Source organism: Sphingomonas bacterium (assembly GCF_903642285.1).
GTDB lineage: Bacteria > Pseudomonadota > Alphaproteobacteria > Sphingomonadales > Sphingomonadaceae > Sphingomonas.
The window spans coordinates 39214-52770 of the sequence record NZ_CAHJWJ010000001.1; the positions used below are offsets into that span (position 1 = coordinate 39214).

Sequence of the window (13557 nt, forward strand, 5' to 3'; positions counted from 1 at the left end):
ACCTATGCACCGGCAATCAATCCGGTCTATGAAAGCGTAGTTTGGGGGGCACCGGATGAACAAGAAGCGATTGCTGCACATGGGCTTGGTCTTGCTTGGCCTGATCCCGACGGCGGCCGAAGCGCAGTCGTTGGTCTCTGGCCAGGGAGTCGCCGATCGCGCGCGTCCGGATTATGATCCGGTCGGCTCGCGCGTTGGTGCCTTCATCCTGTATCCCACGGTGACGGCGACCGCGGCCGCGACTAACAATTATCTCGCGACTGATACGGATCAGCGCGGCGATGCTTATCTGTACGTTCAACCCGATCTGCTCGTGCGCAGCGATCTGGCCAGGCAGCAGTTCGAGGGGCATGTCTTCGTCAACCAAAGCGTGCACGCTTCGTTGTCCGGCGACGATTCGACGCAATATGGCGCGTCGGCGAACGACTCGTTCGACGTCAGTCACGACACGCAGTTCAGGGTGAACGGCTCGGCCGGCCGGTTCGTCGAGAGCCGCGCCAGCCTCGGCACGTTCCAGGATGCGGCCGAACCGGTGAAGTTCGAGATCTACCATGCCGGAGTCGGTGCCTCGCACAGCTTTACCGACCTGACGATCGGCGGGGATTTTTCGGCCGAATACCGAAATTACAACAACACCAAATTGTTCGACGGGACGCCCGTTGATCAGAGCTACCGCGATGTTCGCGAATTGACCGCCAGCGGCAGTGCGCAATACGCGCTTCGCAACGGCATCGGTCTGATCGTCAGCGGGCAGTATAATGACGAGCACTATAATTTCGGGCCGGGCAGCGCAGGCTTTATCCCGAACAATAGCATTAATCGCGACTCGACGGGCTTCAACATCGATGCCGGCGTTACGTTGGAACTGACCCACCTCATCCTGGGCCACGTCGAGGTGGGTTATCTAAGCCGTTCCTATGATGACCCACAGCTCAGTAATTTCGGGGGTTTGTCGTACAGCGTTGACGTGTTGTGGAACGTGACACCGATCACGTCGCTGCGGTTTCGTGCCAGTCGTTCCATTCAGGATACGAGTTCTCCGCAACTTGCCGGCTACACTAGAAGCGATTTCTACTTCAACGTCGATCACGAATTGTATCGCTATGTAATCTTGTCGGGCAGTGCCACCTATGGCAGCTTTCGTCCCAATGGCATCGGGGTCGGCGGCAATGAATATTCGGTCGGAACCGGTGCCCGGTACCTCATCAATCGGCGCTATTCGTTGACGGCGAACGTGAATTATGCGGGCCGATCTTCAGACGCCGAGATCTTGCGCTACAACGCCGTTACCGGGAGCATCGGGTTTCGGGTTGCGCTGTAGTTGACAGATAGATGTCTGCCTCCGCTTCGAGCGGTTGCGACCATCAACCTTTGAAAAACGCCACCTTTGGCGTTACCAAATCAGCGCTGCGATTACGGCCCATACGATGCCGGACAAGGCAATTGCGACGACAAGGCCGGTATAGGGCGAGTAATGCCGGATCGGCCTGCGACGCCTCCGGCCAGCGCCGTCGTTCCTGCGCGAGATTTGGAAATGCGGGCGGCTCGCAAAGGCGTTGCCTTTTCGCGGCCTCACCGAATATCTGGCTGTCAGCGTCATCATATCCTCGCCTCGGGTGTTCGACAGTCTCGATTTACTAAACGGATGCTGTGGCTTTCCGTTCCGGTCCGGCGGCTGCCGGCTATTTCCCAAACCTTTTGTTAACCCGGCATTGGTAACCTGCATTCGTCGGGGAACAAAATGCTAAACGCAAAGATCAATGTCGGAGACCAGTCGCTCGTGACGGACGACCGCCGGTTCGGTGCGGATCGGATCACGATCGACAAGCCGAGTACGGTTCGCGCCGACGATTTGTTCCCGCGCGACGTCGTCGTCGAGGACCTGTCCTCGAGCGGTTTTCGCTTTCGATCGGACGACGGGCTCCGCGTCGGATCGACGATCTTCGTCGGCCTGGCCGGCGGCGGGATGGCACAGGCGCGGGTCGTGCGCGTCAATGATGACCAGCATGGCTGCGAGTTCGAACGACCGCTCACCGACGCCCTGCTTCAGTCGGCCTTCAATTCCCCCACCGTTCTCGCCGTTTCCTTCCCCGTGCGATACGGATCGACGGTGATCGCCGAGCGTGAAGAGAAGTGGCCGGGCACCGTGCGCCTCTCGATCCTGCTTGGTGGGACCGCCCTGTGCTGGGCGGCGCTGGCCCAGATTGGTGCCACCCTGATCCGCTGATGCGACGACGCGGCTGCGCGACCGAGCGATGACTTCGCCGGCAATCCCAGTCTGCTGACAATTACCTGCCGTCATCACACCTTTAATCTACCCATGCATCCGCTTTCGTCGGGATCGTCAACTTGGTGATAACCAAATGCGGTTAGCCTGCGCGGTATGTTGGGGATTTGCACTTTGGGCCTTCACCGGTGGCGGACGCGACCGGCGTCGGCGCGGCCCGGTACGGTCGTTTCGCGCTGTCGGCGCTGCGGAAAAGTGCGCGTCGCGCATAACCACAAGCAACGCGTGCGCGATCTTTAGATGCGCGGCACAGCTGACCGACAGAGGCCGCGGGTGCGCAGTATTCTTCCGCTCGATGCTCTGCTAAAGACGCGCGGCCGGTCGACGACCGGTCGATCGTATGTCCGCCATGCCAGCGCATTTCCGGCAGTTCATTGAGAGTGTCGCGTATGACCTATCAGACGACGGTAACGGCCGAACCCGCGAAAGGCTCGGCGCGCGATTGGCGTGCCTTAGGATTCGTCTTTCCCGTTGCCATCGGCATGGCGGTGCTGATCGTACCGACGTTGCGCGGCATCGCCGACGTTTCCTGGTCGACCGAGCAGGGCGCGCACGGACCCATCGTGCTGGCGATCGCGATCTGGTTGTTCGCGCGTCGCTGGCCCGCCATTCGCGCGGCTGCCGAGCCGGGATCGGCGCTGATCGGCGGCATCGTCCTTGCCATGACATTGCTGAGCTACATCGCCACGCGGGTGGTCGGCAGCATCGTCCTCGAAAGCCTGTCGCTATATGGTGCGCTGGTCGCGACGCTGTATCTGATGGTCGGGTGGCGCGGCATGCGCCAGGCGTGGTTCGCCATCGCCTATTTCCTGTTCGTGCTACCGCCGCCGGGCAGCCTGGTCGCCATCGCCACGCAACCGCTGCGCTTGCAGTTGTCGGCCTTCGCGGTGATAATACTCGCGAAATTCGGCCTGCCCGTCGCGCAGGAGGGATTGCTGATCTATATCGGCCAATACACGCTCGAGGTGAAGGCAGCCTGCAGCGGCCTGAATTCGATCATCAGCCTTAGCGCGATCGGGCTGTTCTATGCCTATATCCGGCACAAGGACAATGTGATGTACATGGTCGTGCTGGCGGGCGTCATCGTGGCCATGGCGATCCTCGCCAACCTGTGCCGGGTGATGTTGCTGGTCCTGATCACCTATTTCCTGGGCAATGACGCAGCGCAGGGGTTCCTGCATCAATTTGCTGGCATCACGATGTTTGTGGTGGCGCTCGCCGGGACGATGGCGTTCGATGTCCTTGCCGAGCGCTACTGGCCGACGCTCGTCAACGGCCGTTCGGGAGTGCAGGCATGACGACGCGAAGCCCTACCCTGACGCGGCGGTCCTTGCTGGCCGGGGCGGCGATGATGGCGACGAGCGCCACGGCGTACGCGGTCATGCCGCGGCACGCCGAGCATCGGCTCGCGCGCCGGAAGCTGGGGACGTTGATCTCGAAGCAGATCGGCCCGTGGCAAAATAGTTCGGCCGTCGGCATCGTCGTCACCAATTCGGAAGTCGACCAGAGCGACGGTTACGATCAGCTTCTGACCCGCGTCTATTCGGCGCCCGGTTTGCCGACGATCATGCTTTTGATCGCCTATGGCAGCACGCAGGGGGGGAGCCTCCAGCTGCATCGACCGGAGACGTGCTATCCGGGGCAGGGCTTTCACATCGGCGACTTCGAAGAAACCGATTTCGGTTTTCGCGCAGGCAGCGTCGTGCAGGCGCGTCGTTTTACCGCCTGGCGTGACAGCCGGACAGAGCGGCTCGTTTACTGGACCCGCATCGCTGACAGCTTTCCGCTCGATACGGCGCATGAATATAGTGCGATCTTCAACAGCGTCTTGCGCGGGATCGTCCCGGACGGCGCACTGATCCGGATCTCGACGATTGGCGAGAATATTGCGAATTCCGATCTCGCGATCACCAACTTCGCGCGAAGCATGATCGCGACCGCCACGCCGATGGGTCGCCAAATCCTGATCGGGCAAACCTGAACGGGCGTTCTAGCACTACTTTGGCAAGTTGAAGGAACCGGCTCGAATCGTCGTTCATCCTGGTGTGTCAGTGTAGGCTGACGGGTCGACGGCGATGGTGGTGGACGAGGGCTGGCGGGTCGATCTGGAGCGATGGCTTGAGCCGTTTCTGATGGGGCTATCGCATCCAGCGCGGCGGCGGATGTGCCCGCTGTACATTGCCGGTCTGATCGGTCCGGGAGACCGCAAGAGCGTTCAACCGATGGCCGCGCGGGCTGGCGATGTCGGCTATGACCAGCTTCATCATTTTGTTGCCGCCGGGGTGTGGGACAGCGCTCCGCTCGAGGCGGCCTTGCTGAAGGAGGCAGATCGCCTGGTCGGTGATCGGGCTGGCTTCCTCGTCATCGACGACACGGCGTTGCCGAAGAAGGGGCAGCACTCAGTCGTGTTGCGCCACAATATGCCTCCTCGCTCGGCAAGACAGTCCCTATCTGTTCGAGGCGGGTCCCGGCACTGAAAAGACCCAGACGCTGACCGGGCGGGTCGTTCAACTGCTCGACAAGGGCGTCGATCCGAAGAAGCTTCTCGTGCTTACCTACGCCGAGCTGGTGGGAGAAAGCGATCGACGACGGCGAGGCGATGCGGCTGCTGGGCTAAGCCAAGTTCGTCTGCGCGCACAACGCGTCCTTTGACCTGCGCATGCTCGTCAAGCGCCTGCCTGATGCGGCGGGCCTAGCCTGGGCCTGGCTCCGGCTTCGGTCAGCAGCTTCACGATGGTGTTGATGCTGACGCCGGCGATCCTCGACGACGAGCGCATGCTGACGCCCTCGACGAGCATCGTCAGGATCATCGCGCGCTTTTCGATCGAGAGCTGGTTCATGGCTGGAAGCGGAGCTGGCGGTCAGGCGAGGATCATGTGTCCTACCGGTTCGGAGAACACGCGGCGACCCTCGAAGATCTCGGGCAGTTCCGGAACGGGACCCTTGTAGTCGGGCGTGACCTGGAGGACGAACCAGACCTCGCGGTTGGCGGAGTAGATGACGATATAGGTTTCGTTGGGCGCCAATTCGATGGTGTTGCGGAGACGATTGGCGGCGTGCTCGTCGTTCGGGTCGAGGACGCCTCCAGGAAGGTCGAAGTTGATCCGCGGGGGCCTACGGAACCCCCGGCGGTTTAGGCGCGCTCGCGACATTGTGGCCTCCCACCAGCTTGACCTTCAATTGCTTCAGGACCTCGTCGATCGGCGCGACGTAGGTCAGGACCCGATCCGAGGAGACGGCGTAGACGATGCCGATGGCGTGCCTTTTCCCCTTCCTCTCCTCGGTCACCACCAGCGACCCGTAATCTCCCAGCTCGGCGAACGGTCGACCTCGGCTGACGGCCAACAGCACCTTCTCAAAGTAGATCGTGCCCTTGAAGCTGCCGACGCTCGCCGGAGCCGGCGCGATGTTCGGTGACCAGCCGACCATCCTGCCGTTCGTCTTGCCGGTCGAGCGGCCGACCTTCTCTACCGTCATCTCGGTCGAGAACGGGGCGATGATGGTCGGCGTGTCATAGTGGCTCTGCTGCATGGAGGTGACGAGCTTGCGGTCGACAACCTCGAACAGCGCCGCGTCCACGTTGTCGCGGATATCGATGTTGTCTGGCAGCCCGATCGCCAGCTGCGCGAGCTTAGCGTGCCGTCCGAGCGTGAAGGGGTCCAGGCTACCTGATCGGACGTCCAGGAGTCCTGGCGCGACGACCTGCAGGCCCAAGGGCGTGTTGTTGCACATGCCTGTGACATGGTTGCAGGTGAGGCCGTAGATCCGGCCTTCCCCGTCTTCGACGAGAGCGCCCATCGTGCCGGTGCTCACTGCGTTTGCGAGCGAGATCGAGGTTCCGCATGGATAGCGGTTCGCGCGCATGACCTGCGTGCGGGCGGGGCTGATCGCGGCGCTTGCGAGGCGCAGTTCGGGGCGGGCGGCGAACTCGAAATGAACCTGGACTCGGCTGGTCGTCCATCTGGGCAGAGCGTTGCGCTGGGTCGCGGTTGGCTTCTGGTGCGAGGTTATGACGAGGGCGCGTGGCGAGGGGCAGATACCCACGAAGTCGATCGTCTTCTCGAATAAGGTGCGCCGGACCATCTCCAGAGAGTCGCTGAACTCAGCCTGCAACGCCTCGCGCCATCGCTCGACTGGGCGAAGCTCCGGCTGGGCATGCCGCTCGACGCCATCGCCGCCGTCGCGGTTGTCTGGCGGCACGATCGGCTCGGACCGCGGGGAAGTGTATGGGTAGGAAAGTAGATCGCGTTCGGCGGCCCATCGCGTGAAAGCGAGGGCGAGTGCGACAAGGTCTTCGGGCTGGCGTTCCATAGGGTGCTCCGGCTGTTCGCCGACATCCCTACGCCAGGACGCGCTACCGCTTCGTTTCCCCAGACAGCACGACGCTTGGCCGCGGCGCCCGCTTCTTGCGGGCGCTGGCCACCTCGACCGTGGCCTCCTTCTCAGTGATCTGCCCGGTGGCTATTCGCATGGACATCATAGCGGCCGACACTGGGTCTGTTGGGCGGCTCTCGCCGCGTGGTCCCTTTGGCATTGCCGAGCTCCGGATCTGGGAGCATCGTTATAGGATGACGGGAACGTCCGGAACCATGTCAAAATTTAAACTGATACACTACCGGCAGGTTCTTTCGCTTGACACCACCAGAGGGGTCGACACGCTGATCACGATGCAGCCAGGACCGTGGGAAGTAATGTTCGGCCTCGAGAGCCGGCCTTGGGCGGCATCTATCGTATGCCCGTTGGCAGCGCGAACCTTGAAGGCGTCAATCAACCGAGACTTATGCTTACGTGATAGAGACCCGCTGCACTCCACGTTCCAGCAGCAGCCGATCGGTAGAAGGGCCTACAGGGTTTGCATCTGTCGTAACCGGCAAGGAGCGCTCCTAGATGAATGCCCGGCTCCAAATATTAAACTCACAAATTCGAAGAGTAGAAAACCCTAAACGTTACGATATTTCGGGCCCGGAATATTTTCCACAATCGTTCTATGCCTAACCAAAGTCGCAACTAATCGACATGGTTACGTGCAGCTTACGCGATCACCACCCTCTGCTTGCATAGTAACCTACTCTGAGTGCGTACTGAACGGATAGACCGCCAAGGTCTATCGGAGCGCGATATCAATCCATCGCCGCGCCTACGATCAAAAACTACTCAATTTGCAACTTTGAGTAGGTCTTAATGCAAACGGTTAGGCATGTGGAGGCCCGACCGGGAATCGAACCCGGGTGCAAGGATTTGCAGTCCTCTGCGTCACCACTCCGCCATCGGGCCCCGATAAGGGTAGACGCGGCTGATGCGCAGGTGGAGCGCCGGCTGTCAACCGGGTCGGCACGACGATCGGTCGTGGCTGGCCGACGTGCCCCGCGCCATAGGTGCACGATGGAAGCGATGCCTCGATTTGGTGTATTGCATCGATAACACGGCTGTGCGAGAGGGTTTGGCATGACGACTGATATCATCGACCGCGGCGATCTCGCCGCCACCGCCGAACCCCGCGATTTCATCGCGATGCGTCATCAGATGGTCGTGAGCCAGCTCCGCCCCAACGCCGTGACGGATCAGCGCGTGGTCGCCGCGATGGCGACCCTGCCGCGTGAGCGTTTCCTGCCGGCGGATGTCCGGGGGCAGGCCTATCGCGACACGTCGATCCCGTTGGGGGAGGGGCGTCATGCGAACCTGCCGATGGCGACCGGGCGGCTGTTGAATGCGGCGGATCTGCTGGCGGGCGACCGCGTGCTCCTGATCGGCGCGGCGGGCGGATATACGGCCGCCCTATTGTCGGGAATCGTGGCGTCGGTGGTCGCGGTCGAATCGTTGCCCGCGCTTTGCGTGCTGGCGGGGGAGGCACTGGCCGGCCGATCGAACGTGACGCTGGTCGAGGGACCGCTGGCCGAGGGCGCGGCCGACGGCCAGCCTTACGACGTGCTGATCGTCGATGGCGCGATCGCGCATGTTCCCGATGCGATCGTTCACCAGGTCCGGCCGGGCGGCCGCGTCGCGACGGGGCTGTCCGAACGCGGCATCACTCGACTGGCCGCGGGTCGTCGCAGCGCCGGGGGCTTCGGATTGGTGCCGTTTGCCGACTGCGACTGCGTCGTCCTGCCCGGGTTCGACCGACCTGCCGGCTTCCGGTTCTGACGATGGCCCGGGGGGGAATCATCGGCCTGCTGCTGGCAGGCTCCGTCATCGCCGCGCCCGCCTCCGCCGAGACGCTGCGCGAGGCGCTGGTCAAGGCGTACCAGACCAATCCGACCATCACCGGTCAGCGTGCGGCGCAGCGGGCACTGGACGAAAACGTCCCGATCGCGCGCTCCGCCGGACTGCCGGCGGTCAATGCGACGGGCGGCATCAACAACAATCTGTTCGCGCCGAGCACCGATCTGGCTGCCGAAAGCAACAGCTTCACATCGCCCCAGCGTCAGGCGACCGGCACGACCCAGCTATCGGTCCCGATCTATCAGGGCGGCGCGGTCCATAATTCCGTGCGCGCGGCGGAAGTGCGCGTTGCTGCCGGGCGCGATACGCTGCGCGGAACCGAATCCGATTTGTTCACCGCGACCGTCGGTGCCTATATGGACGTGATCCGCGACGAGGCGATCGTCGGGCTGAACCGGCAGAATGTGAAGGTCCTGGACGTCAACCTGCAGGCGACGAAGGACCGGTTCCAGGTCGGCGACCTGACCCGCACCGACGTCGCGCAGTCGGAGGCGCGGCTCGCGCTCGCCCGCGGGCAGTTCCAGTCGGCGCAGGCGCAGTTGATCACCAGCCGCGAGAACTACATCCGCATCGTCGGATCGCCGCCGGTCGACCTGCAGACTCCGCCGACCTTGCCCAAGCTGCCCGCCTCGGCCAATGCCGCGGTCGGCGAGGCGCTGAACAACAACCCAAATCTGCAGGCGGCGGCGAAGCAGCGCGACGCCACGCGCTACGACGTCTCGGTCGCCAAGTCGAACCGGCTGCCCAAGCTGAGCGTCGTCGTCGGGGGCAATTATTATAACTACCTGGGTTCGCTCGGGGCGGGGACCGGGGTGCAGGTCGCCCAGTCGGGAACGTCCGCGACCGCGGGTCTCGCGCTGACGGTGCCGATCTTCCAGGCCGGGCGCCCCGCCGCGCAGGTCCGCCAGGCCGAGGCGCTGCGCAGCCAGGCGATCGAGAACGAAACCTCGACCGAACGCAGCGTCATCGCGACCACGCGGTCGGCCTATGCGGTGTGGCAATCGTCCGAACAGGTCATCGCATCGTCGGACACCGCGGTCACCGCGAACAAATTGTCGCTCGAGGGCGTGCGCGCCGAGAACAGCGTCGGCAGCCGAACGATCCTCGACATCCTGAACGCCGAGCAGGAATTGCTGAACAGCGAGGTGACGCTCGTTACCGCGCGGCGCGACGCCTATGTCGCGGGCTTCGCACTGCTGGCGGCGATGGGCGATGCGGAGGCCAAGGACCTGGGGCTGGACGGCGGATCACTGTACGATCCGGTCAAGAATTACGACCGTGTCCGCAACCGGTTCGGCGATTTCGGCGGCGACGGCGAACCGGCGCGCGTCGCGCCCAGCACGCGCGACACGCCCGCGCAGAACGCGACCGTGGCGGCACCGCTCGACCCCGAATTCGACGCGCCGCCGGTTGACAAGAACGCGCCGCTCACGACAGGTACGAACACGCCCGGCCACCACTGACGGCAGGCCGGCGTCGATACGGAAACGGTGCCGCCGATGGGGGAAATCAGCGTCGAACCTTCGATGGAGGATATCCTCTCGTCGATCAAACGGATCATCGCCGAGGAGGGCGATGGCGCGCCGGGGCGCACCCGCCGTCCGCCGCGCACCCCCGCGCCGCGCGCCGAGCCCGTCGCGGATCGCATCCCGGACGACGAGGATGCCGACGATCATGTCCTCGAACTGAGTGACCCGATGCCAATCGCGAAGCCCGAACCCGCTGCGGTGAAATCCGCCCCCGCCGCCGCCGCGAAGCCTGCGTCCGAATCGCTCGTCTCGCGCGAGGCCGTCGCCGCCAGCCGCGGTGCGCTCGACCAGCTGTCACGATTGATAGTGAAGCCCGAGCCGGACAGCGACGGCACGCTCGAAGGGCTGGTGCGTGGGATGCTGCGGCCGATGCTGAGCGACTGGCTCGACGCGCATCTGCCGGAGATGGTCGAGGCGATGGTGGCGCGCGAGATCGCGAAGATCACCGACCAGGCGGGCTGACGCGATGCCGATTGCCGTCAACCGGCGGAACTAAAGCGGGAGACCGAAACTGCGCCCCTCCTCGGCGAAGGCCGAGCCTAGGTGCTACGGTTTTGTCGATGAAGCGTTTCCTTTAGCCATCATCGTGTCGCAACTGGGCCCCGGCCTCCGCCGGGGAGGGAAGGGGTAGCGGCAGCTGCTTGGCGCCAGAACCTCCAAGGCTGGCCTCCCCCGCAGGCGCTCGCTACAGCGGCGCGCATGACGGAACTTCCCAAGACATTCGACCCTGCCGACATCGAACGCCGCTGGTACGCGCATTGGGAGGCGCAGGGCCTGTTCCACCCCGACCGGCCGGGCGCGGAGCCATGGACGATCGTCAACCCGCCGCCCAACGTCACCGGCGCGCTGCATATCGGCCATGCGCTCGACAACACGTTGCAGGATATCCTCGTCCGTCACGCCCGGCTGAAGGGCAAGGACGCGCTGTGGATCGTGGGCACCGACCATGCCGGCATCGCGACGCAGATGGTGGTCGAGCGGCAAATGGCGGCGAAGGGCGAGAAGCGCACCGACTTCGCGCGCGAGGATTTCATCGCCAAGGTGTGGGACTGGAAGGCGGAGAGCGGCGGCGAGATCACGCGCCAGCTGCGCCGGCTCGGCTGCTCGATGGACTGGGCGAACGAGCGCTTCACGATGGACGAGGGCTTCAGCAAGGCGGTGCTGAAAGTGTTCGTCGATCTTTATAACGAAGGGCTGCTGTACCGCGACAAAAGGCTGGTGAACTGGGACCCGGGTCTCGGCACCGCGATCAGTGATCTGGAGGTCGAGACGCGCGAGGTCCAGGGTAGGTTCTGGCATCTGCGCTATCCGCTGGCGGACGGATCGGGGTTCATCGAGGTCGCGACGACGCGGCCCGAGACGATGCTGGCGGACATGGCGGTCGCGGTGAACCCGGCGGACGAGCGCTATGCCGCGCTGGTCGGCAAACAGGTTCGCCTGCCGATCACCGGTCGGCTGATCCCGATCGTGGCGGACGAGCATGCCGATCCAGCGCTGGGTTCGGGCGCGGTCAAGATAACCCCCGGCCATGATTTCAACGATTTCGAGGTCGGCAAGCGCGCGGAGATCGAGGCGCGCGACATGCTCAACATGCTGGATGCGAAGGCGCAGGTGACGCAGACCGCGGATGGGCTGATTCCGGCGGACCTGCTGGGCCTTCCCACCGCCGACGCGCGCAAGCGGGTCGTGGCGCTGTTGAAGGACCAGGGTTTTCTGGTGCCGCATGTCGACAAGGACGGGATCGAGCACGATGCCGAACCGCGCACGATCCAGACGCCCTATGGCGACCGGTCGGGCGTGGTGATCGAGCCGTGGCTGACCGACCAATGGTATGTCGACGCGGCGACGCTCGCCAAGCCTGCGATCGCGGCGGTGCGGTCGGGTGCGATCCGGATCGTGCCGAAGACGTGGGAGAAGACGTTCTTCAACTGGATGGAAAATATCCAGCCCTGGTGCGTGTCGCGGCAATTGTGGTGGGGGCACCGGATACCGGCGTGGTTCGCGGAGGACGGCCGGATCTTCGTTGCGCTGACCGAAGCCGAAGCACAGGCGCAGGCGGGCGAGGGGATCGTGTTGCGGCAGGACCCGGATGTGCTGGATACGTGGTTCTCCAGCGCATTGTGGCCGTTCGCGACGATGGGGTGGCCGGACTCAAATCCTCCCCGGGACGGGGAGGTGGCAGCGCGTAGCGCTGACGGAGGGGGTGGGCCGCAAAGTGCACCGCTCGCCGCCGCCCCCCCTCCACCGCCTTCGGTGGTCCCCCTCCCCGTGCCGGGGAGGATTTTAGAGGGCCGCTACCCGAACGACGTCCTCGTCTCCGGCTTCGACATCCTGTTCTTCTGGGATGCGCGGATGATGATGCAGGGCTTGCACTTCATGGGCGATGTCCCGTTCAAGACCTTGTATCTCCACGGTCTCGTCCGCGCCGGCGACGGATCGAAGATGTCGAAGTCCAAGGGCAATACGGTCGATCCGCTCGGGCTGATCGATCGTTACGGCGCGGATGCGCTCAGATTCTTCATGGCGGCGATGGAAAGCCAGGGCCGCGACATCAAGATGGATGAGAAGCGCGTCGAGGGATATCGCAACTTCGCGACCAAGCTCTGGAACGCGGCGCGCTTCGCGCAGGCGAACGGCATCGGCGCGAGCACGACGCTGGAGCCGCCGTCCGCGACGCTGGCGGTCAACAAGTGGATCGTGGCGGAGACGATCCGCACCGTGCAGGCGGTCGACCTCGCGCTTGCCGATTACCGCTTCGACGGCGCGGCGAACGCGATCTACCAGTTCGTCTGGAGCCGGTTCTGCGATTGGTATCTGGAGTTGATAAAGCCGCCGATGGTCGACGGCGAGCGCGGTGAGATCGATGCGGAATCCAAGGCGGTTGCCGGCTGGGTGCTCGACCAGATCCTGGTGCTGCTGCATCCGTTCATGCCGTTCATCACGGAGGAACTCTGGCATGCGATGTCCGATCCCGCCCGCCCGCGCGCGAACGACCTGATCGTGGCGCAGTGGCCGATGGCGGATGCCCGCTCGATCGATCCGGAGGCAGAGCGAGAGATCGACTGGCTGATCCGTGTCGTAAGCGAGATACGGTCGGCACGGACCGAGATGAATATCGCGCCGAGCCTGAAGATGGAAAGCTACGTCGGGGGCGCAAGCGAAGACCAACAGCAGAAGATCGCGCGCCAGTGGCCGACGATCAGCCGGTTGGCCCGCATTGAACGCGCCGACCTCGATCAGCGTGCACTGGGTCGATCGAACACGCTCCAAGTGGTTGTCGATGAAGTGACTTTCGCGCTTCAGCTGGAAGGCGTCATCGACCTCGACGCCGAACGCGCGCGGCTGACCAAGGGCATCGCCGCGGCGGAGAAGGAGCGTGACGCGCTCGCCGGTCGCCTTGGCAACCCCAGCTTCGTCGAGCGCGCGAAGCCGGAGGCGGTGGAGAAGGCGAAGGCGGATCATGCGGACAAGGCGGCCGAGGCGGAGCGGCTGGGGGCGGCGCTGGCGCGGTTGGGGTGACCT

At 63.9% G+C, this 13557-nt stretch carries 12 protein-coding genes, 1 tRNA gene and 1 pseudogene; 10 read left to right on the forward strand and 4 right to left on the reverse strand.

The genetic code is table 11. The features are described 5' to 3' along the window. Nucleotides 1-55 precede the first annotated feature (55 nt). From HUU99_RS00190 to HUU99_RS15440, 6 genes and pseudogenes are all read left to right on the forward strand, one after another. Nucleotides 56-1321, forward strand: a complete 1266-nt coding sequence (locus tag HUU99_RS00190) for an outer membrane beta-barrel protein (RefSeq protein ID WP_174284559.1) — start codon at nt 56-58, stop codon at nt 1319-1321. A gap of 420 nt (nt 1322-1741) precedes the next feature. Then, a complete protein-coding gene (locus HUU99_RS00195) occupies nt 1742-2227 on the forward strand; it encodes a PilZ domain-containing protein (protein ID WP_174284560.1) in 486 nt (161 codons plus the stop codon). A 449-nt stretch (nt 2228-2676) separates the two neighbouring features. Then, nucleotides 2677-3585, forward strand: coding sequence for an exosortase V (gene xrtV / locus HUU99_RS00200; protein ID WP_174284561.1), 909 nt, complete (start codon nt 2677-2679; stop codon nt 3583-3585). Continuing rightward, the gene (locus HUU99_RS00205; RefSeq protein ID WP_174284562.1) at nt 3582-4268 is read left to right on the forward strand and encodes an exosortase C-terminal domain/associated protein EpsI; all 687 of its coding nucleotides are present in this window, start codon (nt 3582-3584) and stop codon (nt 4266-4268) included. Before xrtV ends, HUU99_RS00205 begins: the two co-directional genes overlap by 4 nt. Before the next feature lie 94 nt (nt 4269-4362). Beyond that, nucleotides 4363-4730, forward strand: a pseudogene (locus HUU99_RS15435) (transposase); the annotation flags it as partial. A 47-nt stretch (nt 4731-4777) separates the two neighbouring features. Further along, nucleotides 4778-4939 carry a hypothetical protein gene (locus tag HUU99_RS15440; protein WP_254602847.1) on the forward strand — a complete coding sequence of 54 codons (162 nt, stop codon included), beginning with the start codon at nt 4778-4780 and terminating at the stop codon, nt 4937-4939. A 14-nt stretch (nt 4940-4953) separates the two neighbouring features. Here HUU99_RS15440 and HUU99_RS00215 read toward each other — a convergent pair whose 3' ends face one another. The 4 genes from HUU99_RS00215 to HUU99_RS00230 form a co-directional block, all read right to left on the reverse strand. Continuing rightward, nucleotides 4954-5097, reverse strand: a complete 144-nt coding sequence (locus HUU99_RS00215; protein ID WP_174284563.1) for a hypothetical protein — start codon at nt 5095-5097, stop codon at nt 4954-4956. A 51-nt stretch (nt 5098-5148) separates the two neighbouring features. Then, on the reverse strand, nt 5149-5313 hold the full coding sequence (locus tag HUU99_RS00220) for a hypothetical protein (RefSeq protein WP_174284564.1): 165 nt from the start codon (nt 5311-5313) through the stop codon (nt 5149-5151). Between the two features lie 88 nt (nt 5314-5401). Next, on the reverse strand, nt 5402-6598 hold the full coding sequence (locus tag HUU99_RS00225) for a hypothetical protein (RefSeq protein WP_174284565.1): 1197 nt from the start codon (nt 6596-6598) through the stop codon (nt 5402-5404). Nucleotides 6599-7487: 889 nt separating this feature from the next. Next, nucleotides 7488-7561, reverse strand: a tRNA-Cys gene (locus HUU99_RS00230). Between the two features lie 171 nt (nt 7562-7732). Here HUU99_RS00230 and HUU99_RS00235 point away from each other — a divergent pair. The 4 genes from HUU99_RS00235 to HUU99_RS00250 all read left to right on the forward strand — a co-directional run bounded on the left by HUU99_RS00235 (nt 7733) and on the right by HUU99_RS00250 (nt 13554). Next, nucleotides 7733-8428: a protein-L-isoaspartate O-methyltransferase family protein gene (locus HUU99_RS00235; protein ID WP_174284566.1), complete on the forward strand. Its 696-nt coding sequence runs from the start codon at nt 7733-7735 to the stop codon at nt 8426-8428. A 2-nt stretch (nt 8429-8430) separates the two neighbouring features. Further along, nucleotides 8431-9969: a TolC family outer membrane protein gene (locus HUU99_RS00240; protein ID WP_174284567.1), complete on the forward strand. Its 1539-nt coding sequence runs from the start codon at nt 8431-8433 to the stop codon at nt 9967-9969. Between the two features lie 36 nt (nt 9970-10005). Continuing rightward, entirely contained in the window at nt 10006-10497 is a 492-nt protein-coding gene (locus HUU99_RS00245; RefSeq protein ID WP_174284568.1) for a DUF2497 domain-containing protein, read from the forward strand. Between the two features lie 237 nt (nt 10498-10734). Further along, nucleotides 10735-13554: a valine--tRNA ligase gene (locus HUU99_RS00250; RefSeq protein WP_174284569.1), complete on the forward strand. Its 2820-nt coding sequence runs from the start codon at nt 10735-10737 to the stop codon at nt 13552-13554. Nucleotides 13555-13557: the final 3 nt, after the last annotated feature.